This is a genomic window from Exiguobacterium sp. s7, from assembly GCF_018618195.1.
Classification (GTDB): Bacteria; Bacillota; Bacilli; order Exiguobacteriales; family Exiguobacteriaceae; genus Exiguobacterium; species Exiguobacterium mexicanum_A.
Window position 1 is genome coordinate 13,945 of the sequence record NZ_JACSLO010000011.1, and the last position, 25,337, is coordinate 39,281.

A 25,337-nucleotide genomic window follows, 5' to 3' on the forward strand; every position below is an offset into this window, starting at 1 on the left:
GTTCGAGACAAATATCGTGTATAGTAGGTGCGTTATGCATAAGATAGAGGAAGTAGTAAGAAGTATGGGAGGGAAAGATGATGCTAGAGTTTGACACGATTACGGCGATTTCGACGCCGATGGGTGAAGGGGCAATCGGAATCGTCCGCTTGTCCGGTGACCGCGCCGTCGAGACGGTGGGCCGTGTGTTTTCTGGAAGAGATTTGACGAAAGTGGAGTCACATACGATCCATTACGGAAAATTGAAACGTCCTGGCACGGACGAGGTCGTCGATGAAGTCATGGTGAGCATCATGCGCGCACCGAAGACGTTCACGCGAGAAGACGTCGTCGAAATCAATTGCCACGGAGGAATCGTCGCGGTCAATCGTGTCCTCGAACTGATTCTTGAACAACCGGACATCCGCTTGGCAGAACCGGGCGAGTTCACGAAACGCGCCTTTTTAAATGGACGCATCGATTTGTCGCAAGCAGAGGCCGTCATGGATTTGATTCGTGCCAAAACGGATCGGGCCATGAACGTCGCCATGTCACAAATGGAAGGACGTTTGTCACGGCTTGTCCGCGAGTTGCGTCAATTGTTGCTTGAGACGATTGCGGCGGTCGAGGTCAATATCGACTACCCGGAATACGACGCCGAAGAGATGACCCAGGCCATCGTCGAAGACAAGGCGGGCGAAGTGAAGCGTGTGCTCGAGCAACTGCTTGAGACGGCGCGACAAGGGAAAATCTTGCGGGAAGGTCTCGCGACAGCGATTATCGGTCGGCCGAACGTCGGCAAGTCATCGCTCATGAACACGCTCGTTCAAGAGACGAAAGCGATTGTCACGGAAATCGCCGGCACGACGCGCGATACGATTGAAGAGTATGTGAACGTCAAAGGCGTTCCGCTCAAATTGATTGATACGGCAGGGATTCGGGAGACGGAAGACATCGTCGAGCGGATCGGTGTCGAGAAATCGCGCAAGGCGCTCACGGGCGCGGACTTGATTTTGCTCGTCTTGAACGGGCACGAAGGTCTGACTGTCGAGGATGAGGCCTTGTTTGAGGCGATTGCTGGTATGAATGCGATCATCATCATCAATAAGACGGACTTGCCACAAAGTATGGATTCTTCTAAGCTGGAGAAACTAGCGGCAGGTCGCCCAATCGTGGCGACGTCTCTCTTATTAGAAGAGGGAATCGATGCATTGGAGAAGGCAATCTCGAACTTGTTCTTCGCTAAAGGCGTCGAATCACAGGATATGACATATATCTCGAACGCACGACACATTCAACTCATCAAACGGACGATCGAACAAATCGATGAGGCGCTCGGAAGTGCCGTCATGAATTTGCCGATCGATATGGTCCAAATCGATTTACGACGGGCGTGGGACACGCTCGGCGAGATCAACGGGGACACCGTTCAAGAAAGTTTGATTGATCAACTCTTTTCACAGTTTTGTCTTGGGAAATAATAAGGAGGAACAACTATGGCTTACACGGCAGGCGAGTTTGATGTCATCGTCATCGGAGCCGGTCATGCAGGGATCGAGGCCGCACTGGCGTCGGCACGCATGGGCGCGAAAACGGCGATGCTCACGATGAATCCGGATATGGTCGGATTCATGTACTGCAACCCATCGATCGGTGGTCCCGCGAAAGGGATCGTCGTTCGCGAAATCGATGCCCTCGGCGGCGAGATGGCGAAGGCGATCGATGCGACGTACATTCAAATGAAGATGCTCAACACATCAAAAGGTCCAGCAGTGCGCGCATTACGGGCGCAAGCGGACAAATTCCAATACCAAAATCATATGAAGAAAGTGCTTGAAGACGAACCGAACCTATTGCTTCGTCAAGCGCTCGTCGAACGACTTCTCATCGAAGACGGGAAAGTCGCCGGTGTCGTCACGAATACCGGTTCGGAGTACCGCTCGAAAGCGGTCATCGTCACGACGGGTACGTTCATGCGCGGTCAAATCATCATCGGCGAATTGTCGTATGAGAGCGGTCCGAACAACCAGATGCCTTCGGTCGAATTGTCGAAGCATTTAGAAGAGCTCGGGCTCGAACTCGTCCGTTTCAAAACGGGGACACCACCACGCATCGACGGCAAGACGATCGATTACTCGAAGACGGAGATTCAACCAGGGGACGACAATCCGTCGCTCTTCTCTTACACGTCGCAAGACCTCGACCCGATCGAGCAAATCCCGTGCTGGCTCACCTACACGAGCGAGCGGACACACCAATTGATCGACGAGAACTTGCACCGTTCGCCGATGTACTCGGGTGCCATTAAAGGGACGGGCCCGCGTTACTGCCCATCGATTGAAGATAAAGTCGTCCGGTTTAACGATAAACCGCGTCACCAAATCTTCCTCGAGCCAGAAGGTCGCGACACGGAAGAGATTTACGTTCAAGGCTTCTCGACGAGTATGCCGGAAGACGTTCAGCATCAAATGCTCCGGACGATTCCTGGACTTGAGAACTCAGAGATGATGCGCCCTGGATATGCGATTGAGTACGATGCGGTCGTGCCGACGCAACTTTGGCCGACACTCGAGACGAAGACGGTCGGCGGATTGTTCACGGCAGGTCAAATCAACGGGACGAGCGGCTATGAAGAAGCGGCCGGACAAGGAATCATGGCCGGAATCAACGCCGCATGCCAAGTGCTCGGCAAAGATCCGGTCATCTTGGACCGCTCACAGGCGTATATCGGCGTCTTGATTGACGACCTCGTGACGAAAGGGACGAACGAGCCGTATCGCTTGCTCACATCCCGTGCCGAGTATCGGTTGCTCCTGCGTCACGACAATGCGGACCTTCGCTTGAGCGACATCGGTCATGAAGTCGGTCTATTGTCACCAGAGCGTCATGCCCATCTTGAAGACAAACGAGTCGCGATTGCGGCAGAAGTAAAACGTCTCAACGGACTCGTCATCAAACCGTCGGCTGACGTGAACGCCGTGCTCGAAGAAGTTGGCGCGAACCCGCTCAAAGAAGCGACACATGCCAGTATTCTTTTGAAGCGGCCAGAAGTGACGTACGCGACGCTCATGCGCTTTGCACCGGCCCCGATCGAAGTGCCGTTTGAAGTGGCGGAGCAAGTCGAGATTCAAGTGAAATACGAAGGCTACATCTCGAAGCAGCTCGAGCAAGTCGAGAAGATGCGTCGGATGGAAGAAAAACGGATTCCGGAGAAACTCGATTACGATGCAATCGGTGGTCTTGCGACGGAAGCGAAACAAAAACTAAAACAAGTTCGTCCGCTCTCGATTGGACAAGCGTCACGTATTTCCGGGGTAAACCCGGCGGACGTTTCGATCCTTCTTGTCTATATCGAGCAAGGACAATACGCGACAGTGGAGTGAAACGATGAACCAATCCCAATTTATTGAGGCGTTGCAGGCAGAAGGATTTGAATTGAGCGAGAAACAACTCGCTCAGTTCGAACTGTATTTCGAGATGCTCGTCGAGTGGAATGAGAAGATGAATTTGACGGCGATCACAGATAAGGAAGAAGTGTATTTGAAGCATTTCTACGACTCGCTTAGCGCGGCGTTCCATTTCGATTTCTCAAACGTCGAGACCGTCTGTGACGTCGGTGCCGGGGCAGGATTCCCGAGCTTGCCGCTCAAAATTCTATTCCCGCACCTTCATGTAACGATTATTGACTCGCTCAACAAGCGAATCACGTTCTTAAACGAACTCGCGCTCGCGCTCGGGCTAGAAGGTGTCGCGTTCCATCACGGACGTGCCGAAGAGTTTGGAAAAAATAGAAAATTTCGTGAACAATTTGATGTCGTAACCGCCCGTGCAGTTGCCCGGATGACGGTGCTCGCCGAGTACTGTTTACCGCTCGCAAAAGTCGGCGGAACGTTCGTAGCGCTCAAAGCAGCGAAGGTTTCTGACGAGCTTATCGATGCGAAAAACGCCTTGGCCGTGCTCGGTGGGGAAATAAAAACGACACACCAGTTCCTATTGCCAGGAGAGATGAGTGAGCGTAATATCGTAATTGTAGATAAATTACGAAAAACGCCTGGGAAATATCCACGTAAAGCGGGTACACCGGCGAAAGAGCCGCTAATCTGAGCAATAGTGTTTCACGTGAAACCAAAAGCAGATTCCGGTAGTGGAATCTGCTTATTTTTTACATAAAGGGGTGCCGACGTTGAAGAAAACAATTGCTAAACTGTTTGGAAGTCGTCCGGAAGTAGCCGTCGCGGAACTGGCAGAAGTCAAATCGAATGATGCTGTCCAAGAAATTGCCTTATCGTTGCTTTTACCGAACCGTTATCAACCGCGTAAAGTATTCGAGCCGGCTAAAATTGACGAATTGGCCGTCACGATTGACGAACATGGTCTTTTGCAGCCGATTGTCGTTCGCAAGGCGGAAGGGGATCGCTACGAGATTATCGCTGGGGAGCGTCGTTTCCGGGCTGTTAAGTCGCTCGGATGGTCTGTCATTCCGGCTATCGTCCGAGAGATGGATGACGATACGACAGCTGCCTTGGCGCTGATTGAAAACTTGCAACGGGAACAGCTCAGTCCAATCGAGGAAGCGGAAGCATATGATCGTCTGCTCGCAATGAACGGACTGACACAAGCCGCACTTGCGAAGAGTCTTGGCAAAAGTCAGTCGACAATTGCCAATAAATTGCGTCTATTAAAATTACCGGAAGATGTGAAGCAATGTTTGCGTGATCGTCAAATCAACGAACGTCATGCCCGGGCGCTTTTACCGCTCAAAGAGTCCGGTCTTCAAATCCAAGTGCTCATGGAAATTTTAGAACAAGACTTTAACGTCAAAGAGACGGAAGAACGCGTCGAATTTTTGACGACACCGATTGAGGAAGAGAAACGGAAACCGAAAAAACAGCGCCGTCGGACGAAAAGTTTTGCTAGAGATACGCGAATCGCTATCAACACGATCCGGGACTCGGTCAGCTTGATCGGTAAAACCGGCATCGAAGTCCAAACCGAGGAAGTCGAAGAAGATGAATTTGTTGAAATTCGGATTCGAATCCCGAAAGCACGGCCACAAAAGTGAGCCCGTGCTTTTTTTGTAGCAATCAGATGGAATGGAGGAATCAGGATGGAACGATTACCGATCAATCATATTCGCCCGAACCCGAACCAGCCCCGCAAACAGTTTGAGCCGGAAAAGTTAGACGAACTCAGGCAGTCGATTGAGCGTTACGGTGTGTTGCAACCAATCGTCGTCCGTAAAGCGAGTGGATTTTATGAAATCATCGCCGGCGAGCGCCGGTTTCAAGCTGCGAAGTTAGCCGGCAAGACGGATATCCCGGCGCTGATTGTTACAGCCGACTCGGACCGCGTCATGGAGCTGGCCTTGATTGAGAATATTCAACGCGCCGACTTGAACGCAATCGAAGAGGCACTCGCCTACGAACAGTTGATGCAGACACTCGGTCTGACGCAACAACAGCTCGCTGAACGTGTCGGGAAGAGTCGGAGCCATGTGACGAACAGCCTCAGACTGCTCCGGTTACCGAGTGCGGTCCAGCATGCGGTCATGATTGGCGAATTGACGATGGGCCACGCCCGCGCCATTACAGGCATGAAATCGGCTCAGGCGATGGAACAGATTGCTCGTCGCGTCATCGCCGAGCAATGGACGGTCCGACGGCTCGAGCGCTACTTACAAAAAGAACGCATCGAAAAAAAGACGCTCAAGCGCTCAGACGCCGACGTCGAAGCCGTCGAGGCGGTGCTAGCGGAACGTCTTCAAATGGATGTATCGATTCGCCCGCGTCGAAAAGGGGGCGTCCTCGAGCTGAAGTATTTCTCGCAAGACGATTTGGAGCATTTGTTGACGCTTTTATCGCCTCAAGATTTCGATTCGTCGCGAGATTGACGAAGCCGGGTAATGGCTGCCTCTTCTTGATGGAGCCGTCCGATTCGTAAGTCGAATTCGGCAAAGCCATCGGTGATGAAACGGGCCAACTCGTAGACGAGATGTAAGCGTGTGTTCTGCAAAATCATCATCTCCATAAAGCCGCTCACGTTGACGACAGCTTTGATGTTGTATTCACCGACCGAAGGGAGCTCTTTTTGGACGCCGGCGCCAGGAGCGAGCGGCCCTTCCGAAAAGAAGATATACCCGACACTCGACAATCGGCCGAGACAGGCGTCGATTGCAATGATGAGGGGGCGGTGGAACCGTGTCTGAATCTCGTGGAGCGTCTCGACGAGGTTCAAGGCATGGACCGGTTTCGTCAGCGTCCCGTAAACATGGATATTTCGAACGGACCGTTCTTCAAGGAAGGTGCCGACGAGCGGCCCGAGTGAATCCCCCGTGGAACGGTCGGAACCGATACACACGAGGACGATGGGACGATGCGTCTCTTTCGCCAACTGGTCGTGCAGTTGATCGGCAAAGAGCTTGGATCCACTCCGTTCGGTATGTTCGATGAAGAAAGAGTATGGTTTATGAGGTTTTAGGCGAAACGGCATGAATCTCATCCTCTCTTCTAAGCTGCCTGCGTCTAGTTGCAATTGCGGAATGAAACCGTATTATCCCATTCCCGGAACACCGAAACTTATAACGTCCGGATGTAGGGTTTGAGAAAAGTCGTCAATTATGGTTTGATGAGTTAGAATCTATAACTTTAGAGGTGACAACATGGCTTCACAAAATACAGATACAGACTTGAGCACAGTGGCCGATGAGACGATTGATAACGTCAATCGGTTCGTCGCTTATTTCCAAGACACGGAGATGTGGATTGGGCTCGGCATTAAATTGACAGGTGTCGCGCTCATCATCTTGGCGCTTTATGTGGCGTCACGCATTTTGACGTCGATGGTGCAGCGCGTGTTCGCCTTGCGCAAAATCAAAGAAGATAATATCGTCGCCCAGCGCCAAAATGAGACGCTGTCAAAACTGGCTCAAAACACGATTCGGTACGTCCTTGGCTTGATTATGATTTTGACGGTGCTAGGCCAGTTCGGCGTCAACATCGCTGGTTTGATCGCATCGGCCGGGGTCGCCGGTCTCGCCATCTCGTTCGGGGCGCAGAACTTGGTGAAAGACGTCATCACGGGCGCCTTCATCATCTTTGAAAATCAATACAAGAACGGGGATTACGTCAATTTGAATCAACAAGTCGACGGGACCGTCATCGAAGTCGGGATTCGGACGACGAAGTTGAAGGGATTGAACGGGCAAGTGACGATCATCCCGAACGGACAGATCATGCAAGTGACGAACTACTCGCTCGAGAACAGCGTCGCGGTCGTCGATATCGGTGTCGCCTATGAAGAAGACATGGGCAAAGTCGAGAAGGCGTTGAAAGAGATCGCGAAGACGGTCGAAGAGAAGTATCACGACTTGTTCATCGAGCCGATCACGCTCGCCGGGGTCCAGTCGCTCGGACCATCGGAAGTCGTCTATCGTCTCATGGCCGAAGTGCCACCGACGCAACACTTCGCGGCCGGACGGATTTTGCATAAAGAGTTGAAAACCGGACTTGATGAGCGCGGAATCGAGATCCCGTATCCGCGGACCGTCATGATGCCGCCAACCACATCGACTAAAGGAGCGCCCGAAAATGCAGGCTAAATCGTATGAGTTGAACGATTTTGTAGAAATGAAGAAACCACACGCCTGTCAGACGAACCGTTGGCAGGTGACTCGGGTCGGGATGGACATTCGTATCAAGTGTCAAGGCTGCGGGGCGAGTGTACTCATGCCGCGCCGCGACTTTGATAAGCGATTGAAAAAAGTGCTTCCACAAGAGAACGCCGCTGAATAAGTGGCGTTCTTCTCTATGTTACAACCGTGAGTTGCGGTTTAATCGAGGACTAACTATAATTGTGAAGGATGTGACGGTGTGGTGTACTGAACGTACCCACTCCACAGACGGATCAACATTTCCCGGGAAAGCCGGATGAGGAGGAAATACAAGTGGGATTAACAGCAGGAATCGTCGGATTACCGAACGTCGGGAAATCGACATTATTTAACGCCATCACGCAAGCCGGTGTAGAGGCAGCCAACTATCCGTTCGCCACGATCGACCCGAACGTTGGGGTCGTCGAAGTACCGGACGCGCGTCTTGACCGGTTGACGGAACTCGTCAAACCGAAGAAGACCGTACCGACCGCATTTGAGTTTACAGACATCGCCGGAATCGTAAAAGGTGCGTCAAAGGGGGAAGGGCTCGGAAACAAATTCCTGGCTAACATCCGTGAAGTCGACGCGATTTGCCAAGTCGTCCGTTGCTTTGAAGATGACAACATCACACACGTCGCGGGTAAAGTCTCACCGATCGATGACATCACGACCATCAACCTCGAATTGATTTTGGCCGACCTTGAATTGGTCGAGAAACGCATCACACGCGTTCAAAAAATGGTCAAGTCGAAAGACAAAGGCGCAGCTCGAGAGCTCGAAGCACTTGAAATCGTTCAAGCGGTCCTCGAATCGGAGCGCCCGGCTCGTGTTGCTGAATTGACAGAGGATCAACTCGCTATCGTCAAACATTTCCAGTTGCTCACGATGAAGCCGATGCTTTACGTCGCGAACGTGAGTGAGGACGAAGTGGCTGACGCGGACCAAAATCCTTACGTCCAAGCAGTTCGTGAACACGCCGCGACAGAAGAGGCGAAAGTAATCGTCATCTGTGCTCGCATCGAGGAAGAAATCTCAGAACTCGAGCCAGAAGAGCGCCTTGAGTTCTTGCAAGACCTCGGCATCGAAGAGTCGGGGCTCGATCAATTGATTCGTGCCGCCTACTCGACGCTCGGTCTCGCCACATACTTCACGGCTGGTGAGAAAGAAGTGCGCGCCTGGACGTTCAAGCAAGGCATGAAAGCTCCACAATGTGCGGGCGTCATCCACTCTGACTTTGAACGTGGGTTCATCCGTGCCGAAGTCGTATCGTATGAAGACTTGTCAGCTGCCGGCAACATGACGGCAGTTAAAGAACAAGGGAAACTTCGCTCAGAAGGAAAAGAATACGTCTTCCAAGACGGCGATGTTGTCACGTTCCGCTTCAACGTTTAAGCCATTTTCCGCAAACGTATTGTAAAATGAACAGAAGTTTGATAGTATATTATGACGTGAGTAAAACAATTGTTTGCTCCTTGCTCCTACAACCGGTAGGAGCCGTTAGTCCAAGAGGAGGTGAAAGATAATGCGTAAATACGAACTTCTTTACATTATCCGTCCATCAGTTGATGAGGAAGCTAAGAAAGCTTTAATCGAACGCTTCAACAACGTCATCACTGAAAACGGTGGTACTGTTGATAAAACAACAGACATGGGTAAACGTCGTCTCGCTTACGAAATCAACAAGATGCGCGAAGGACACTACGTTCTTCTCAACATCACTGCTGAGCCTAAAGCGATTCAAGAAACAGAGCGTCTCATGAAGATCTCTGATGACGTTGTCCGTCAAATGACAACTAAAGACGAGCGTTAATTCTTAACGCTTCATATTGCGAAAGGGGAGCTTTGAGATGATTAACCGAGTTGTGTTAGTTGGTCGATTGACACGCGATCCAGAAATGCGTTATACGCAGAGCGGGATTGCCGTAACTCGCTTCACTCTCGCTTGCGATCGTCCATTTACTGGACAAGATGGGAAGCGCGAGGCGGACTTTATTGATTGTGTCGTTTGGCGCAAACAAGCAGAGAACGTAGCACAATATTTGAAAAAAGGCAGCATGGCCGGCGTAGACGGTCGCCTTCAAATCAGTAGTTACGAAGGTCAAGATGGCCAACGTCGTTACCGGGCAGAAGTCGTAGCCGATAGCGTACGCTTCCTTGAACCACGCGGTGCTTCAACGCAACGTGATACAGCACCGGCTGGAGATGTCTTCGGTGGTGGTGAGTCAAGTGGATCAGGATGGGGCGCAGCCGCTTCTTCGACTTCATCTCAGTCCTCGAACTCAAACAAAGGTTTTGAAGCTGACCCGTTCTCGGGTGGCGGAAAAATCGACTTATCGGATGACGATCTACCATTTTGATCGCGTCGATTCGAAACTAAACTAAAAAGGAGGTCTTCACATGGCACGTCGTCCAGGAGGTCGTCGTCGTCGTAAAGTATGTTTCTTTACGTCGAACAACATCACTCATATCGATTATAAAGACGTAGAATTGCTCAAACGCTTCGTTTCGGAGCGTGGTAAAATTCTTCCACGTCGTGTGACTGGTACTTCAGCGAAATACCAACGTCCACTTACTGTCGCTATCAAGCGCTCACGTCAAATGGCTTTGCTTCCATACGTTGCAGAGTAATTTTTGACACACGGCTTATCCCTCGGGATAGGTCGTTTTTTGTTTTCCGAGCCGATGTAGGAGTGTAAGTGAAACGGACGGATATGGTATGATAGAGCAGAAACCATTTAGATATCATGGGTGGAACACCACTCATTTTAGGAGGCACACATGCACAGTGGTGAAGCAATAACATCAGTGAAGAACCAGTACGCGCGTCACGCCGTTCCATATGTGATTGGACTGCTTGTCGCGTTAGGATTGGCGTTCTACAGCATTGTGGCGGCAATCACCCTGTTCGTGGGCACGCTGATTTTTTTCATCTATCAGCAAGTGACGATTCGACGAGAACGCAAGGCGTGGGAACAATACGTCCATTCTTTGTCGCATCGAATCGAAGACGTCGGGAAAGAAGCGCTCACCGGCATGCCGATTGGGATTCTCGTCTTTGACGAAACTCGTCGCATCAGCTGGTTCAATGAACAGTCTCGACTCATCTTTGAGCTCGAGATGGAACTCGGGATCTCGATCGATTCGATTCACTCGGCGTTCACCGAGTTGATTGAGGAAGAAGAGGACGAGGCGACCATCGAAGTCGGAGACCGCGTTTATCGGGTCCTCTACAATAAGGAGTATCAGACCCTTTACTTGTTCGACATGACGGATGAGGCAGAGATTGAACAAAAATACTCGGAAACACAGACGGTGATCGGCGTCTTATACTTAGACAACTATGATGAGATGTCAACCGCTGTGGATGAACAGGTCCGGAGTGAAATCAATCGACGCGTGACCGTCCTCTTGAACCAATGGGCTCAAAAATACCACATCTATATGCGTCGAACGGCAGCCGATCGTTTCTTTCTCGTTATGAACGAACGGACGCTCTCCGAACTCGAGAACAATCGCTTCTCGATTCTCGATGAGGTCCGCGAGGCGACGAAAGAGCATAAAATTCCGCTCACACTCTCCATCGGGATTGGTTGTGGGGAGACGACGCTGACGGAACTGGGGAACTTGTCGCAATCGAGTCTTGATTTAGGTCTCGGACGCGGCGGGGACCAAGTCGTCGTCAAACGTCATAACGGGAAAGTCCGCTTTTTCGGTGGCAAGACGAACCCGACCGAAAAACGGACCCGGGTTCGAGCCCGCGTCATCTCGAACTCGATGCGCGATTTGATTCGCGAGTCGAGCCGTGTCCTGATCATGGGGCACAAAAACCCGGATATGGACTCGCTTGGAGCATCCATCGGCATCATGAAACTGGCTGAATTTGTCGGCCGTGAGGCGTACGTCGTCATCCCGGCCGGCGAGACGAGCGTTGGGATTCAACGTCTCGTCAATGAAGTCGAAAACGACGAAGAGCTGTATAGCCGTTTTTTGACCGAGTTCGAGGCTCAACCGCTCATCGACGAACAGACGCTCCTCGTCGTCGTCGATACGCACCGGCCGTCGCTCGTCATCTCGCGGGATATTCTAGACCGCGCGGAACGGGTCGTCGTCATCGACCACCATCGTCGTGGTGAAGAGTTCATTGAAGATCCAGTCCTCGTCTATATGGAGCCGTACGCATCCTCGACGTGCGAACTCGTAACGGAGTTGATCGAGTATCAGGCCGGTACGCGCAAGCTATCGATTTTAGAAGCGACGTCGCTCCTTGCGGGTATGGTGGTCGACACGAAAGGATTTACCTTGCGGACCGGGTCGCGGACGTTCGATGCTGCTTCTTTCCTTCGGATTCAAGGGGCAGACACCGTGCTCGTCCAGCACTTCATGCGTCAAGACCTCGATTCGTATATCGAACAGTCTCATATTCTCGAAAACACGGACATCTATTCCGATGGCATGGCGATCGCCGTCGCCTCGGACGATGAAGTGCACCATCAAGTGTTGATCGCCCAATCCGCTGACCAGCTCCTTAATATGGAGGGCGTCAAAGCATCGTTCGTCATCGCCGTCTTACCCGACGGCCGAACCGGCATCAGTGCCCGTTCGCTCGGCGATGTCAACGTCCAAGTCATCATGGAGATGTTGGATGGGGGCGGTCATTTGACGAATGCGGCGACACAATTGAACGTGAGCCGGGAACAGGCGAAAACGTTATTACAAGAAGCGATCGATCATTATATGACAGATGAAACAGAGGGAGAGGATTCTGAATGAAAGTCATTTTAAAAGTAGATGTAAAAGGTCAAGGAAAAGCTGGTGACGTCAAAGATGTCGCGGACGCTTACGCGAAGAACGTACTCTTTAAAAAGAACTTGGCGGTCGAAGCGACACCGGGCAACTTGAAGGCGTTCGCCGCGAAAGAGCGACGCGCCGAAGAAGCGGCTGAAGCAGAATTGAAACAAGCCCAGCAGTTGAAGGACAAGCTTGAAAAAGAGACGATCGTCGTCAAGACGAAGTCAGGTGAGGGCGGTCGCGTCTTCGGATCGGTCACGAGCAAACAAATCGGTGAAGCGTTGAAAGGGATGGGCTACAAGATCGACAAGCGTAAAATCGAGCTTGAACACCCAATCAAAGCGCTCGGGTTTACGAAAGTGCCGGTGAAGTTGCACCACGACGTCACGGCTATGTTAAACGTTCATGTTCAAGAAGCGTGAAGGTGAGGTAGACACGTATGAGTGATGCGATTCAAGTCAATACCCCGCCACATAGCGTCGAAGCGGAACAAGCTGTCCTCGGGGCCGTCATTCTCGATTCCGATCGGCTGATCACGGCCTCGGAACGGGTCGACCCGGACGACTTTTATCGTGTCAGCCATCAACGGATCTTTGAGGCGATGCTGAAGATCAATGACCGGGGCGAACTCGTCGATTTGGTCACGCTCAGTTCGGAGCTTCAAGCTCAAGGTATTCTCGATGAAATCGGTGGATTGAACTACTTGGCGGAAATCGCCGAGGCGGTTCCAGCCATCGGGAACATCGGGTATTATTTGAACGTCGTCGATCAAAAGGCGGCACTCCGCCGCTTGATTCGGACTGCGACGAATATCGTCTCGGACGGCTATGAACGCCAAGACGAGGTCGATGCCGTCCTGTCAGACGCCGAGCGGAACATTTTAAAAGTCTCGCAACGTAAAGGGCAGTCAAGCTTTCATCCGATCGGCTCCGTCTTATCGGACGCCTACTCGACGATTGAAAAACTGCACCAATCGAGTGGCGAAATCACCGGTATCGCGACCGGGTTCAGCGATCTCGACAAGATGACGGCCGGGTTTCAACGTAACGACCTCATTATCGTCGCGGCCCGTCCTTCCGTCGGGAAGACGGCTTTCGCCCTCAACATCTCGCAAAACGTGGCCGTCCGTACCGGCGAGAACGTCGCTATCTTCAGTTTGGAGATGGGCGCCGAGCAGCTCGTCATGCGGATGCTCTGTGCGGAAGGCAATATCGATGCCCAGCGCCTGCGGACGGGTCGGCTCGAGGCCGAGGACTGGGGGCGTCTCTCGCTCGCCATGTCGTCACTGTCACAAGCCGGTATCTATATCGATGATACGCCGGGTCTCCGGGTTAACGAGATCCGAGCCAAATGCCGTCGCTTGAAACAAGAGCACGGCCTCGGCATGATCATGATCGACTACTTGCAGCTCATCGTCGGGAACGGCAAGCCGGGCGAGAACCGGCAACAAGAAGTCTCGGAAATCTCGCGTACGCTCAAAGCGATCGCGCGTGAGCTTCAAGTGCCGGTCATCGCCTTGTCACAGCTCTCACGTGGTGTTGAGAGCCGTCAAGACAAGCGGCCGATGATGTCAGATATCCGGGAATCCGGGGCGATTGAGCAAGATGCCGATATCGTCGCGTTCCTCTACCGGGACGACTATTACGATAAAGAGAGTGAAGACGCCAACACGATCGAGATCATCATCGCCAAACAGCGTAATGGTCCGACCGGGACGGTCAAGCTCTCGTTCCGAAAAGAATATAACAAGTTCGTCAACATGGAGACGCAAGCTTTTGCGCCACCGATGTAGGACGAATGATTCTGCCAAAGGCGACGTCACGAGACGTCGCCTTTTTTGTCGGTCTTTGGACCTAAACGTATTCGATTTTTAAAGAATTCATTCATTGAATGAGAAATGAGGCGTCAATAACGAACGAAAGGTTACAACATAAAAATATCGTTCGGTATTAGGTTGACTTTCGCGAGAAGCAAGTGTACACTTACGGATGGTTTGAATAGAACGTTTATCTACAAGGAGGATTCATTATGTCATCAGTAGTCGTAGTGGGAACGCAGTGGGGCGATGAAGGTAAAGGGAAAATCACGGACTTCTTATCAAAGCAGGCCGAGGTCGTCGCGCGTTATCAAGGGGGAGACAACGCTGGTCATACGATCGTCTTCAACGATACGAAGTATAAACTTCACTTGATTCCATCGGGGATCTTCTACTCGGACAAAACATGTGTCATCGGGAACGGGATGGTCGTCAATCCGAAATCGCTCGTCACGGAGCTCGCGTATTTGCACGAGCGTGGCGTGAGTACGGATAACCTCCGCATCTCGAACCGGGCCCACGTCATCTTGCCGTACCACCAGTTGCAAGACAAGCTCGAAGAGGACGCGAAAGGCGACGCCAAAGTCGGGACGACGCTCAAAGGGATCGGTCCTTGTTACATGGACAAAGCGGCGCGTATCGGGATTCGCATCGCCGACCTTCTCGACAAAGAAGTGTTCGCTGAGAAGCTCAAGACCGTCCTCACGATTAAAAACCGCATGTTCGTGAAGATGTATGAAGTCGATGCGATTGAATTCGATGACATCTTCGAAGAATACTACGCGTACGGCCAACAGTTCGCCAAGTACGTATGTGATACATCGGTCGTGTTGAACAATGCGCTCGACGAAGAACAGAAAGTGTTATTTGAAGGCGCACAAGGTGTGTTGCTCGACATCGACCATGGAACGTACCCGTTTGTCACATCATCGAACGCGGCTTCAGGCGGCGTATCGAGCGGTGCCGGAATCGGACCATCGAAGATCCATCACGTCGTCGGCGTCTGTAAGGCGTACACGTCACGTGTCGGAGACGGCCCGTTCCCGACCCAGCTTGACGATGAGATCGGTCACACGATCCGTGAGGTCGGAAAAGAGTACGGTACGACGACGGGACGTCCGCGTCGCGTCGGTTGGTTCGACTCGGTTGTCGTCCGCCACTCGCGCCGCGTCAGCGGCATCACAGACCTTTGCCTCAACTCGATTGACGTGTTGACAGGTCTTGAGACACTCAAGATTTGTACGGCCTACGAGTTCGAAGGCAAGCTCCTCGACGAGTACCCGCCGAACTTCCGCGTGCTCGAACAGTGCAAACCGGTGTTTGAAGAGCTCCCAGGCTGGACAGAAGACATCACAGGCGTTCGCAAGTTCGAAGACTTGCCGGTGAACGCGCAGAACTATGTCAAGCGCATCGAAGCGTTGACAGGTATCGAATTGTTGACGTTCTCGGTCGGACCGGCACGTGAGCAAACGGTCATCTTACGTGATATTTACAAAGCATAAGACAGAGAGCCCTCGTGGCTCTCTTTTCATTTCCACGGAAATGGGCCACGCTTTCTAACCTATAGAAAAAGAGTTACAATGTAGACATGTACGTTTAACGATAAGAGGAGGACTCACTGAATGGATCGTACGATTTTAGTGGTAGATGACGAACAACCAATCGCAGATATATTGAAGTTTAAGCTTGAAAAAGAAGGTTACCAAGTCCACGTCGCCTATGACGGGGAAGAGGCGCTCGTGAAAGTCGAAGAAGTCAAACCAGATTTGATTTTGCTCGACATCATGTTGCCGCTCAAAGACGGTATGGAAGTATGCCGTGAAGTCCGGAAGAAATACGATATGCCGATCATCATGTTGACGGCGAAAGACTCTGAGATCGATAAAGTGCTCGGACTCGAGCTCGGTGCTGACGATTACGTCACGAAGCCGTTCAGCTCGCGCGAGCTCTTGGCCCGCGTCAAGGCGAACATGCGCCGTCATGCAACGGCCCCGGCCCCAGAAACGAAAGGTGCCAACGCCAATGATATCGTCATCGGTGACTTGACGATTCATCCGGATTCATACATGGTCACGAAACGGGAAGAGAAAATCGAACTGACACATCGTGAGTTCGAGCTCATCCATTATCTTGCCCAAAACATCGGGCAAGTCATGACGCGTGAGCACTTGCTCCAGACCGTATGGGGCTATGACTACTTCGGCGATGTCCGTACGGTCGATGTGACGGTCCGACGTTTGCGCGAAAAAGTCGAAGACAACCCATCGACGCCGACATATATCATCACGCGCCGTGGTGTCGGTTACTATTTAAAAGCAGGAGAAGAAGACTAAACGATGAAACGGACGAACTTCTTTAAATCTATCCAGTGGAAGCTCGTCGTCATCTATGCGCTGCTCATTCTTGTTGCGATGCAAGTCATCGGAGTGTACTTCGTGCGCTCCCTCGAACGACAATACATCAACAACTTCTCGCAGTCGCTCGTCGATCGTGCCAACCTTCTGAGTTATAACGTCAGTGAAGGGATCGCATCGAACGGCGGTGACTCGACCTCGGACCAGCAGTTGAACCAGGTACTGGATCAACTGCTGTCTGAGTTTACGGAGAGCACGACGCTAGCTGATGACATTCGCGAAGTCCAGATTATCGACACGAACAGTGTCGTCCGGGCGACGTCGAATCCGAATAACCAAAGTCTCGTCGGACAACGGACGGCGAACTCGTTTATTCAAAAATCGTTTGCGACGAGCGGAGCGCAAGAGACGCTCGTCTATGAAGACTCGAACGAACGCATGCGTGTCGTCGCCGTCCCGGTGAAATCCGAGGTCGATGGGACGACGACCGGTATGATCTATATCGAGGCCTCGATGCAGTCCATCTATAACCAAATGGAACAAGTGACGAGGATTCTCGCGACCGGGACACTCATCGCTCTCATCATCACATCGATCCTTGGGGTGTTGCTGTCACGGACGATCACGCGACCGATTGCGGATATGCGTCGTCAAGCCGTCGAGATGCGAAAAGGGAATTTCTCGCGGAAAGTTAAAGTCTATTCCGACGACGAGGTCGGCCAACTTGCTTACGCCTTCAACGAATTGACCGATGAACTCATGGAGGCGAACGCAACGACGGAAGCCGAACGGCGCCGCTTGACGAGCGTCCTCGAGAACATGTCGGACGGGGTCGTCGCGACGGATCGTTCCTTGCGCGTCATCTTGATGAACGACCAAGCCCGCGATATGATCGGGCTCGCTGAAGAAGAAGCGATGGGGGCGAACCTACAGAACTTGCTCGAATTCGATGACGAGATCGTCATCCCGGAAGACGGGACGATGCCGCCAAAACTGATCGACCTCAGTACGGACGAAGAACTATTCCTCGTCCGCGCCTACTTCTCACCGATCCAAAAGCATAGCGGACCGATCACCGGTCTCATCGTCGTTCTGCACGATGTGACCGAGCAAGAACAAGTCGAGCAAGACCGCCGTGAGTTCGTCGCGAACGTCAGCCACGAGCTGCGGACGCCGCTCACGACGATGCGGAGTTACCTCGAAGTGCTCGCGGAAGGCGCATACAAGGACGATGAGCTCGCCCCGCGCTTCCTCGAGACGACCCAGAATGAGACGGAGCGGATGATTCGCCTCGTCAACGATCTGTTGCAGCTATCGAAGATGGACAGCAAAGAGTATACGATGCAAAAAGTGAAGTTCGACTTTATCCAGTTCTTCAACGACATCATCGACCGGCATGAGATGACGAAAGGCGAGACGATCCAGTTCCGCCGGAAGCTCATGAAGCGCCGGGTATACGTCCACGCCGATCAAGATAAGATGACGCAGGTCATCGACAACATCATCACGAACGCCATCAAGTTCTCGCCAGAAGGCGGGACAATCACGTTCCGGACGATGCTCCGTGCCAAGCGTCTCGTCATCGGTATTAAAGATGAAGGGGTCGGCATTCCGAAATCGAATTTGAAGAAAATCTTTGAACGGTTCTACCGGGTCGATAAGGCTCGGGCCCGCAATATCGGCGGGACCGGACTTGGATTGTCGATTGCGAAAGAAGTCGTTTCCGCCCATGGCGGCGACATTTGGGCCGAGAGTGAGTTCGGACGCGGGACGACGATTTACTTCACCATCCCATTCGATACGATCGTGGAGGTGAATGACTGATGGAACGACCACGCTTCTTGGCGAAGCCAGAACTAGTGAAATCGCTCGTCTTGCTCACCTTGATCGTCACGTCCATCGTCCAAACGGTCATCCTCTGGGACTACCATCCGAAGTATCAGTCGGTCCAGTCAGAGACGCAAGTCGCGACGGTGGATGAGTCGCTTCAGCGACAACCGCGCCAAGTCATCGTACCGGCCCAGACGGTCGTCCACGAGAACAACGCCGTCTTCGCCACGAAAAACTCGCCGAAACAGATTATGCGTGTCATCCGGGAGTCGTTCGAGGCGAGCGAATTTAAACCGCTCGCCGTCAAGAACGTCCCGAGTTTGTATGCGGGTGTCGATGAGGCCGTCGAGTTGATTTTACCGGAGCCGTATTATGCGGATACGCTCAGCTACATGCTTCCGGGCTCATACAGCTTGTCGGGGAAAGTGCCACAGCGTGCCCTCATCTTCATGGAGGACGACACGTGGCGCATCCGCACGATCATGAGCGACCAATCACTTTGGGAAGGGCGTTTGTCGAAAGTCGGTCAAGGGGACGTCAACAGTCTGTTCTTGAAAGATTCAGATCGATCGATGCGTCGTGTCACGTACACGGATGAACGCGTCAACTACATCCCCGTCGTCGGACCGGAGATGAACGAGCTGTTCGCTTACGACGTATCTCAAATTCAAATCTCGGCCCGTCTCGATTGGATGCGTGATACGTTCTTCCCGGGCGACCCGAATGTACAAGAAGTCGATCCGGCCAGCTCCGTGGGCGCCCTCACGAACGGGATTAGCGTCGCCGAATATGATGCGAACCTGAACGCGAGCCGTTATCGAAACTTATCACGCAACAGTTCGGAACAGGAGTCGGTTATCGGACTCGACACGATCGTCGAGTTCGTCAACTTCCACGGAGGTTGGGTCGATGAGACGTCGGAGAGCCAAGGTTTGTCGCTTCGGTTTGATGCGATCACTCCGGCCAACAAAGGCTTTGAAACGACCGTGTTCCGGTTTCACGTGAAGGGTTTCCCAGTGTTCAGTCAACGGGAGGCGTTTATCAATAACGATGCCGTCGACTTATCGACGCTGCGTGTCGAGAACGACGGGACACAAGTCCGGTCGATCACTCGGCACCATCTCGAGATCGATCGCTTGATCTCGGTCGGGACGACACAGCTCGCGGACGGACAAGATGTGGTCGATACGCTCGTCAATGCCGGACGATTTGAAAACGTGACCGAGATTCGACTCGGTTATGAGATTGAATACAATGAAGACACGAGCCGTTACGTCACGTTCTCCCCGAACTGGTTCGTTCGGGAAGCCGGAAGATGGATCCCATTCGATCAACCGGATGACTGGACAGAAAGGATGATGTATCGTGGATTGGAGTAAAGCGAAAACGATTCTTCTCTTCGCCTTCCTCGCGCTGAACATCTACCTGTTGTTCCAGCTTTTGACGGAAACGTGGGCGACAGAGGTCGTGACGAACGACAATACGTCGATCGCGCAAATCTTGGACCAACGAAACGTCGATGCGTCGAAGTTGCCGCGGATGGGTCGGGATATCGGTTATTTGACGGGGTCGTCGGAACAGATGTCGGCCTCGATGATCACGAAGAACCGGGAAGCCCAGCTGGCGACGACGCTCGACAATATGCAACTCGAAGTCGAGCTCAAACAGCCGGTCCCGCTCGATCAAGACGATTTACGGACGACCGCGTCGACGTTCGTCTCCGAGTATGTCCCGTTCGGTTCCGAGTATGCGTACTGGCGCTATGACGCCGAGACGCGTCAAGTCGCCTTCGTGCAGACGTATGAGAACAATAAGATCTTCTCGAACCCCGAGATCGATGGGGAGACCGAGCAGTACATCGGTCCGTCGCTCCTGTTGCTTCAATTGAACGAAGCGCTTGAAGTGACCGACTATAAACAACGTCATTTGACGAACTTGTCCTCGAAGTCGCAAGACGATCTCGTCTTGACGGCGAGCGAGGCGATCTCGCAACTCGCGGCCCGGAAGTACTTCCAGCCGAACCAAGAGATGCGGGCCATCAATACGGGCTTCTATAGCCTGCCGCTCGACAGTTCCGGCAGCTTGATCATCATGCCGCCGCTCTGGTCGATCACGATTGACGAGGACGTCTACTTCGTCAATGCGATCGATGGGACCGTCGAACGGGTCGAATTTGATTCAGAAGAATGAAAGGAGTGATCGAGTGACTTTACGCTATAGTGTGCTTGCGAGCGGTTCGACCGGGAACGCCCTCTACATTGAGACGGAACGGGCGAAATTGCTCGTCGATGCCGGATTGACCGGGAAGGCGATGCAACAACGCATCACTGAGATTGGACGATCGTTTGATGGGATCGATGCACTGCTCGTCACGCATGAGCACTCCGACCATATTAAAGGTGTCGGGATTCTCGCTCGAAAATATAACTTACCGATTTATGCGAACGCGAAGACGTGGGATGCGATGGAATCGTTGATTGGAAAAGTCGACCCGGCCTTGAAGTTTCACTTCGAGGTAGGGGAGATTAAACAGTTCGGGGATATCGAAATCGAGTCGTTTAACGTCAGCCATGACGCGGCCGACCCGATGTTCTACCAGTTCGCGCATGACGGCAGACGCCTCGCCCACATCACCGATACGGGCTATGTGTCCGATCGGATGAAAGGCGTCATCCGTGGGGCCGATGATTTTATTTTCGAATCGAACCATGACGTCTCGATGCTTCAAATGGGACGGTACCCGTGGAGCGTCAAACGACGGATTCTTGGGGACTACGGTCACGTCTCGAACGAAGACGCGGCCATCGCGATGAGCGAGGTCATCGGAGACCAGACGAAACGGATTTATTTGGCCCACCTCAGTAAAGACAACAATATGAAAGAACTCGCTCAAATGAGCGTGTCCCAAACACTCGGGATGCGCGATGTCGACCTCGGTCGCATTAAATTGTGCGATACTGACCCATCGACCCCCACTTCGCTCGTTTCTTTATAAGCGAACTTGGGAAAAGACAGATAACACACTGTCTTGAAGGGGGGACGCGTCGTGAATGAAGAGAGACACCATGAGTATGAACCTCAAGACGTCGAACCTTTAGAGCACGAAGCAGATACAATGAACGATGTAAAACCGACGTACCCATCTCGCAGCGAGTGGCGCCCGAAACAAGAAGAACATGTGCGCCATAAGCCGCGAATGAACTTAAAACCGTTGTTACTCGGAGGGGTTGGTGGATTCTTAGGAGCGGCTTTGTTCTTTTTGGCGATGATGCTCTGGGATTCCCCAACCTCTCGTTTTGTGACAAATGAACTGATTCGGACAGAACAAGCCGTCACCATCACGGAATCCGACATCACGAGCGCTGTGACGGGTGCTAAAACGTCCGTCGTCAGCATTACGAACATCCAGCGGGCGTTCACCTCGGACTCGCAGTGGGAGGCCGGAGCGGGCTCTGGTGTCATCTATAAGGTCGAAGGCAACACGGCGTATATCGTCACGAACTTCCACGTCATCGAAGAAGCGGACGAGATCAACGTCGCGTTTTCTGACGGACAAGTCGCTTCGGCGACGATTCTCGGCGAGGACCCGCTCAACGATTTAGCTGTCGCATCGGTCGAACTGCCCGCCAATATCGATGTCGCTCCGATCACGCTCGGGGACTCGACCGTGCTCCAGGCAGGCGAGACCGTCATGGCGATCGGGAATCCGCTCGGCGTCTTTTCAAACTCGGTCACCCGTGGTATCGTCAGTGGTGTCGAACGCACCGTGCCGGTCGATACGAACAGTGATGGCCTCATGGACTACAATGCCGAGGTCATCCAGACCGATGCCGCCATCAACCCGGGGAACTCCGGCGGGGCACTCATCAACATCCGCGGCGAGCTCGTCGGCATCAACTCGATGAAAATCGCCGAGGCGAGCGTCGAAGGGGTCGGCTTCTCGATTCCCGTCAACGTCGCGCTGCCGGTCATCGATATGCTCGAGCGTGATGGCAAAGTGACGCGGGCCCAGCTCGGCGTCACGATTCAAGAAGTCATCGCCGTACCGGGTAACGTCCGGGAAGAGTATGGGATTAGTTTTGACAACGAAGACGGGGTATTCGTCGAGGCAATCACGCCCGGCAGTCCGGCCAAAGAGGCGGGCCTCCGCGTCGGTGACGTCATCGTCAAAATCGGCGACCGCGACATCAAACGTTACGTCGATTTGCGGGACGCGCTGTATCGTGACGCCACGGTTGGGGATAAGGTCACGATTGAATATACGCGACGCGGCAAGGCAGGCAAGACCGAGGCCACATTAACTGAAGCAACCTAAAGGAGCGGCGACGCTTCTTTTTTAAGGAGGAAACATTGTGGAAAAAAAAGTATGCAAGGAACATGTTGAAATCGCTTTAGATATCATTGTCGATGAGACGGGGGAATACCCGTTGCTCGAAGAACTATCCACAAGTGGACAAGTGACATGTGAGTTCTGTGATGCCGACGCAACATATGTTGTGTCAAGCAAAAAATGATTATCAACATGTGGATTTGTGGATAACTCTGTGGATAACCCTATGGATAACTCCAAAAAAACTGTGGAAAAAGGAAGAATTGGATGAATATTTCAATTATCACGGTCGGCAAACTAAAAGAGAAGTATTTGAAACTAGGGATTGCCGAGTACACAAAACGCTTGTCGGCCTATGCGAAAGTGCAGGAAATCGAGGTCGCGGACGAGAAAGCGCCCGAGCATTTGAGTGAAGCGGACATGATTCTAGTAAAACAAAAAGAAGGCGAGCGGATTTTGGCGAAAATCAGTCCGGACACGCATGTGATCGCTTTGGCCATCGACGCCAAGCAACGGACGAGCGAAGAGTTCGCCCGTGAGCTCGATCAACTCGCAACGTACGGCAAGAGCAAAATCGCGTTCGTCATCGGCGGCTCGCTCGGGTTATCGGACGACGTCATGAAACGCTCGGATGATACGATCTCCTTCTCAAAAATGACGTTCCCGCATCAATTGATGAAGCTCGTCTTGTGTGAACAGATTTATCGAGCGTATCGGATCAACCGGAATGAGCCTTATCATAAGTAACCACATATATATTTGTTTAGCGTCAAAGGCAGCTTCTGTCTTTGACGCTTTTTGTGCAGGTAAATGTTTTCGGCTACCGAATGCTAATCATATTGAAAAGATTTTATAGCGTTGAAAATCAAGCACTTATTTTAATTAAAATTCGCAGGGATTGAATATTTGAAAGGAGGTTTCACTTTGAAAAAAACAGTTTTAATCAATGTATCTTTTTTGGTGGAAGTAGAGGAAATTGAAGTACACAAAGATTTTGGCATGATTGATCAAGTCACAAACGAGTTGTGTCAGGGCCAGACAATCAAAATCGGTACGAGCGAAGTGAGTGTGAAGTGGGAAAGTTGCTCTACGGTTGTCTTGGATCCAGTTTCAATGAATTGTGGACAATGCTCAACTTGTGGACGATGGACAACAGACAGAGAAAAAAATGATTCATTGTTACATTTATGTAATGGAGCAACTTTTGAAGGGAAACTGCTGTGTGATGAATGTTTACCAGAGGATCACAGGTGGTCTTTTTAACAACATCATTAGACCATTGAATATTTATTGTTCCTCAAAAATACGAATATTTTTTAGTTGTTCAATCAAGTGTTCTCTCGTTACCGCACCATCGAATTGGAATTGCTTTGGGTAATATTCAGTCTGAAAAATTGGAGCTCCGCTTTCAATCCATGCCTCTCGATAATTGGTGTGTGTCTCTTCCCGTTGCATAAACAAACCTTCTTCAATTTCTACGTCATCATCATCTCCGAATTGAAATCGACAACATAAACAAATGTCAAATGAAGGATCGTTAAATTCGTTGTAAGCAGGTTCATCTAATCCATCAAATCCACAGACAGGGCAGATATAGGTCATTGACTCATCTCCATTTCCATTATAATCATACATAGATAAACAACTAACGTCTAAATTACAAAGGAGATCTCTTTAATGCATGCAATGATCCAACAAAAATTAATAGAAATTGAAGCGAAGTACGGTGTGAAAATTCTATATGCGGTTGAGTCTGGTAGCCGAGCCTGGGGATTCCCTTCAAAAGATAGCGATTATGATGTTAGATTTATCTACATTCATCTTCCTGAGTGGTATTTAGCCATCGATCCCCAAGGCATTGGACAAAAGCGTGATGTAATTGAAGAGCCAATTAACGATTTATTAGACATCAGTGGTTGGGAAATCACGAAAGCATTGCGTCTATTTAGAAAGAACAATCCCCCTCTCTTGGAATGGCTCAGAAGTGAAATTGTTTACTATCAACAGTATACGCTTATAGATAATATGCGAGCGCTAGAATCAGATGTCTTTTATCCGAACTCGATGTTACATCATTACTTAAATATGGCTAAAAATAACTACCGTGAATATTTGCAAGGACGGGAAGTCCGCATCAAAAAATATTTTTACGTGCTTCGTCCGATTTTGGCTTGTCAGTGGATTGAAAAATATAATACGGCACCACCGATTAGTTTTCATGTCCTTTTAGAGGATTCATTAAAAGATGGTGAATTAAAGCATTCGATTGATCGATTATTAGAGCGAAAGTTGGCCGGAGATGAGTTTGATTTAGAACCTCGGATTACCGTCATTAACGAATTTGTAGAACGAGAAATTCAACGTTTTGAAGTATATGTGGAATCGCTGGACGTTCAAGTAAATGATCCAACGGCACAACTAAACGAGTTATTTCGACATACGTTGCAAGAAGTTTGGGGGTGAACGATTTTCGGGTGCAACGATACATGCTAAATCTATTTAAAACTATCGCATGACTAGAAAAGTCACCAGGGACCAGCTATCGAATAGAGATAGCTGGTTTTTTAATGGTTACCATCGATTATCCGA

At 51.3% G+C, this 25,337-nt stretch carries 27 protein-coding genes; 25 read left to right on the forward strand and 2 right to left on the reverse strand.

Translation table 11 applies throughout. The features are described 5' to 3' along the window. Positions 1-80 precede the first annotated feature (80 nt). From mnmE to KNP79_RS12355, 5 genes are all read left to right on the forward strand, one after another. Positions 81-1,460: a tRNA uridine-5-carboxymethylaminomethyl(34) synthesis GTPase MnmE gene (gene mnmE, locus KNP79_RS12335; protein ID WP_214755121.1), complete on the forward strand. Its 1,380-nt coding sequence runs from the start codon at positions 81-83 to the stop codon at positions 1,458-1,460. A 15-nt stretch (positions 1,461-1,475) separates the two neighbouring features. Beyond that, positions 1,476-3,362: a tRNA uridine-5-carboxymethylaminomethyl(34) synthesis enzyme MnmG gene (mnmG, locus tag KNP79_RS12340; RefSeq protein WP_034780305.1), complete on the forward strand. Its 1,887-nt coding sequence runs from the start codon at positions 1,476-1,478 to the stop codon at positions 3,360-3,362. A gap of 4 nt (positions 3,363-3,366) precedes the next feature. After that, on the forward strand, positions 3,367-4,083 hold the full coding sequence (gene rsmG / locus KNP79_RS12345; protein WP_214755119.1) for a 16S rRNA (guanine(527)-N(7))-methyltransferase RsmG: 717 nt from the start codon (positions 3,367-3,369) through the stop codon (positions 4,081-4,083). A gap of 79 nt (positions 4,084-4,162) precedes the next feature. Beyond that, positions 4,163-5,041, forward strand: a complete 879-nt coding sequence (gene noc, locus KNP79_RS12350) for a nucleoid occlusion protein (protein WP_214755117.1) — start codon at positions 4,163-4,165, stop codon at positions 5,039-5,041. 45 nt (positions 5,042-5,086) lie between these two features. Continuing rightward, positions 5,087-5,869, forward strand: coding sequence for a ParB/RepB/Spo0J family partition protein (locus KNP79_RS12355; protein WP_215192585.1), 783 nt, complete (start codon positions 5,087-5,089; stop codon positions 5,867-5,869). On the opposite strand, the gene yyaC is transcribed toward KNP79_RS12355, so the two are convergent. Then, the gene (yyaC, locus tag KNP79_RS12360) at positions 5,842-6,468 is read right to left on the reverse strand and encodes a spore protease YyaC (RefSeq protein WP_034780311.1); all 627 of its coding nucleotides are present in this window, start codon (positions 6,466-6,468) and stop codon (positions 5,842-5,844) included. The two genes, KNP79_RS12355 and yyaC, sit on opposite strands and share 28 nt — an antisense overlap. Before the next feature lie 169 nt (positions 6,469-6,637). Here yyaC and KNP79_RS12365 point away from each other — a divergent pair, with 169 nt between their 5' ends. The 19 genes from KNP79_RS12365 (at position 6,638) to KNP79_RS12455 (ending at position 24,011) form a co-directional block, all read left to right on the forward strand. Then, positions 6,638-7,576, forward strand: a complete 939-nt coding sequence (locus KNP79_RS12365) for a mechanosensitive ion channel family protein (protein WP_138860244.1) — start codon at positions 6,638-6,640, stop codon at positions 7,574-7,576. Then, entirely contained in the window at positions 7,566-7,769 is a 204-nt protein-coding gene (locus KNP79_RS12370; protein ID WP_034780313.1) for a DUF951 domain-containing protein, read from the forward strand. The genes KNP79_RS12365 and KNP79_RS12370 overlap by 11 nt, the downstream gene beginning before the upstream one ends. A gap of 152 nt (positions 7,770-7,921) precedes the next feature. Beyond that, complete coding sequence (ychF, locus tag KNP79_RS12375) at positions 7,922-9,022, forward strand: redox-regulated ATPase YchF (protein WP_215192587.1); 1,101 nt, start codon at positions 7,922-7,924, stop codon at positions 9,020-9,022. A gap of 130 nt (positions 9,023-9,152) precedes the next feature. Next, the gene (gene rpsF, locus KNP79_RS12380) at positions 9,153-9,440 is read left to right on the forward strand and encodes a 30S ribosomal protein S6 (RefSeq protein ID WP_021067861.1); all 288 of its coding nucleotides are present in this window, start codon (positions 9,153-9,155) and stop codon (positions 9,438-9,440) included. A 37-nt stretch (positions 9,441-9,477) separates the two neighbouring features. Beyond that, positions 9,478-9,987, forward strand: coding sequence for a single-stranded DNA-binding protein (gene ssb / locus KNP79_RS12385; protein WP_024371077.1), 510 nt, complete (start codon positions 9,478-9,480; stop codon positions 9,985-9,987). 40 nt (positions 9,988-10,027) lie between these two features. After that, a complete protein-coding gene (gene rpsR, locus KNP79_RS12390) occupies positions 10,028-10,258 on the forward strand; it encodes a 30S ribosomal protein S18 (protein ID WP_015880232.1) in 231 nt (76 codons plus the stop codon). Positions 10,259-10,408: 150 nt separating this feature from the next. Next, entirely contained in the window at positions 10,409-12,400 is a 1,992-nt protein-coding gene (locus KNP79_RS12395) for a DHH family phosphoesterase (RefSeq protein WP_214755111.1), read from the forward strand. Then, a complete protein-coding gene (gene rplI, locus KNP79_RS12400) occupies positions 12,397-12,840 on the forward strand; it encodes a 50S ribosomal protein L9 (RefSeq protein ID WP_214718796.1) in 444 nt (147 codons plus the stop codon). Before KNP79_RS12395 ends, rplI begins: the two co-directional genes overlap by 4 nt. 17 nt (positions 12,841-12,857) lie before the next feature. Continuing rightward, entirely contained in the window at positions 12,858-14,210 is a 1,353-nt protein-coding gene (gene dnaB, locus KNP79_RS12405; RefSeq protein ID WP_021067865.1) for a replicative DNA helicase, read from the forward strand. A gap of 236 nt (positions 14,211-14,446) precedes the next feature. Continuing rightward, on the forward strand, positions 14,447-15,736 hold the full coding sequence (locus tag KNP79_RS12410; RefSeq protein WP_034780322.1) for an adenylosuccinate synthase: 1,290 nt from the start codon (positions 14,447-14,449) through the stop codon (positions 15,734-15,736). A gap of 120 nt (positions 15,737-15,856) precedes the next feature. Continuing rightward, on the forward strand, positions 15,857-16,567 hold the full coding sequence (gene yycF / locus KNP79_RS12415) for a response regulator YycF (protein ID WP_034780323.1): 711 nt from the start codon (positions 15,857-15,859) through the stop codon (positions 16,565-16,567). Positions 16,568-16,570: 3 nt separating this feature from the next. Next, positions 16,571-18,412 (forward strand): cell wall metabolism sensor histidine kinase WalK, encoded by a 1,842-nt coding sequence (gene walK / locus KNP79_RS12420; protein ID WP_214824072.1) that lies wholly within the window; start codon positions 16,571-16,573, stop codon positions 18,410-18,412. Continuing rightward, positions 18,412-19,797, forward strand: a complete 1,386-nt coding sequence (gene yycH / locus KNP79_RS12425; protein ID WP_034780327.1) for a two-component system activity regulator YycH — start codon at positions 18,412-18,414, stop codon at positions 19,795-19,797. The genes walK and yycH overlap by 1 nt, the downstream gene beginning before the upstream one ends. Continuing rightward, entirely contained in the window at positions 19,784-20,608 is an 825-nt protein-coding gene (locus KNP79_RS12430) for a two-component system regulatory protein YycI (protein ID WP_214708201.1), read from the forward strand. The genes yycH and KNP79_RS12430 overlap by 14 nt, the downstream gene beginning before the upstream one ends. A 13-nt stretch (positions 20,609-20,621) precedes the next feature. Continuing rightward, complete coding sequence (locus KNP79_RS12435; RefSeq protein WP_034780331.1) at positions 20,622-21,413, forward strand: MBL fold metallo-hydrolase; 792 nt, start codon at positions 20,622-20,624, stop codon at positions 21,411-21,413. A 51-nt stretch (positions 21,414-21,464) separates the two neighbouring features. Beyond that, positions 21,465-22,733 carry a S1C family serine protease gene (locus KNP79_RS12440; RefSeq protein WP_215192589.1) on the forward strand — a complete coding sequence of 423 codons (1,269 nt, stop codon included), beginning with the start codon at positions 21,465-21,467 and terminating at the stop codon, positions 22,731-22,733. Positions 22,734-22,770: 37 nt separating this feature from the next. Then, on the forward strand, positions 22,771-22,932 hold the full coding sequence (locus tag KNP79_RS12445) for a CxxH/CxxC protein (protein WP_021067873.1): 162 nt from the start codon (positions 22,771-22,773) through the stop codon (positions 22,930-22,932). Between the two features lie 83 nt (positions 22,933-23,015). Beyond that, entirely contained in the window at positions 23,016-23,495 is a 480-nt protein-coding gene (gene rlmH / locus KNP79_RS12450) for a 23S rRNA (pseudouridine(1915)-N(3))-methyltransferase RlmH (protein WP_029596433.1), read from the forward strand. A gap of 177 nt (positions 23,496-23,672) precedes the next feature. Next, positions 23,673-24,011, forward strand: coding sequence for a hypothetical protein (locus tag KNP79_RS12455; RefSeq protein ID WP_215192591.1), 339 nt, complete (start codon positions 23,673-23,675; stop codon positions 24,009-24,011). Positions 24,012-24,035: 24 nt separating this feature from the next. Here KNP79_RS12455 and KNP79_RS12460 read toward each other — a convergent pair whose 3' ends face one another. After that, the gene (locus KNP79_RS12460; protein WP_215192593.1) at positions 24,036-24,350 is read right to left on the reverse strand and encodes a hypothetical protein; all 315 of its coding nucleotides are present in this window, start codon (positions 24,348-24,350) and stop codon (positions 24,036-24,038) included. Positions 24,351-24,425: 75 nt separating this feature from the next. On the opposite strand from KNP79_RS12460, the gene KNP79_RS12465 reads away from it, so the two are divergent. Next, positions 24,426-25,211: a nucleotidyltransferase domain-containing protein gene (locus tag KNP79_RS12465; RefSeq protein WP_215192595.1), complete on the forward strand. Its 786-nt coding sequence runs from the start codon at positions 24,426-24,428 to the stop codon at positions 25,209-25,211. The last annotated feature ends 126 nt before the right edge of the window (positions 25,212-25,337 follow it).

Excerpts from the sequence above, each read along its gene's own strand:
- KNP79_RS12410 (WP_034780322.1), top strand. The coding sequence starts at position 14,447 with ATGTCATCAGTAGTCGTAGTGGGAACGCAGTGGGGCGATGAAGGTAAA.
- dnaB (WP_021067865.1), top strand. The coding sequence starts at position 12,858 with ATGAGTGATGCGATTCAAGTCAATACCCCGCCACATAGCGTCGAAGCG.
- yycF (WP_034780323.1), top strand. The coding sequence starts at position 15,857 with ATGGATCGTACGATTTTAGTGGTAGATGACGAACAACCAATCGCAGAT.
- KNP79_RS12355 (WP_215192585.1), top strand. The coding sequence starts at position 5,087 with ATGGAACGATTACCGATCAATCATATTCGCCCGAACCCGAACCAGCCC.
- rlmH (WP_029596433.1), top strand. The coding sequence starts at position 23,016 with ATGAATATTTCAATTATCACGGTCGGCAAACTAAAAGAGAAGTATTTG.
- walK (WP_214824072.1), top strand. The coding sequence starts at position 16,571 with ATGAAACGGACGAACTTCTTTAAATCTATCCAGTGGAAGCTCGTCGTC.
- KNP79_RS12370 (WP_034780313.1), top strand. The coding sequence starts at position 7,566 with ATGCAGGCTAAATCGTATGAGTTGAACGATTTTGTAGAAATGAAGAAA.
- yyaC (WP_034780311.1), bottom strand. The coding sequence starts at position 6,468 with ATGCCGTTTCGCCTAAAACCTCATAAACCATACTCTTTCTTCATCGAA.
- rsmG (WP_214755119.1), top strand. The coding sequence starts at position 3,367 with ATGAACCAATCCCAATTTATTGAGGCGTTGCAGGCAGAAGGATTTGAA.
- mnmG (WP_034780305.1), top strand. The coding sequence starts at position 1,476 with ATGGCTTACACGGCAGGCGAGTTTGATGTCATCGTCATCGGAGCCGGT.
- KNP79_RS12365 (WP_138860244.1), top strand. The coding sequence starts at position 6,638 with ATGGCTTCACAAAATACAGATACAGACTTGAGCACAGTGGCCGATGAG.
- KNP79_RS12465 (WP_215192595.1), top strand. The coding sequence starts at position 24,426 with ATGCATGCAATGATCCAACAAAAATTAATAGAAATTGAAGCGAAGTAC.
- rpsR (WP_015880232.1), top strand. The coding sequence starts at position 10,028 with ATGGCACGTCGTCCAGGAGGTCGTCGTCGTCGTAAAGTATGTTTCTTT.
- rpsF (WP_021067861.1), top strand. The coding sequence starts at position 9,153 with ATGCGTAAATACGAACTTCTTTACATTATCCGTCCATCAGTTGATGAG.
- KNP79_RS12460 (WP_215192593.1), bottom strand. The coding sequence starts at position 24,350 with ATGACCTATATCTGCCCTGTCTGTGGATTTGATGGATTAGATGAACCT.
- rplI (WP_214718796.1), top strand. The coding sequence starts at position 12,397 with ATGAAAGTCATTTTAAAAGTAGATGTAAAAGGTCAAGGAAAAGCTGGT.
- yycH (WP_034780327.1), top strand. The coding sequence starts at position 18,412 with ATGGAACGACCACGCTTCTTGGCGAAGCCAGAACTAGTGAAATCGCTC.
- KNP79_RS12395 (WP_214755111.1), top strand. The coding sequence starts at position 10,409 with ATGCACAGTGGTGAAGCAATAACATCAGTGAAGAACCAGTACGCGCGT.
- ssb (WP_024371077.1), top strand. The coding sequence starts at position 9,478 with ATGATTAACCGAGTTGTGTTAGTTGGTCGATTGACACGCGATCCAGAA.
- mnmE (WP_214755121.1), top strand. The coding sequence starts at position 81 with ATGCTAGAGTTTGACACGATTACGGCGATTTCGACGCCGATGGGTGAA.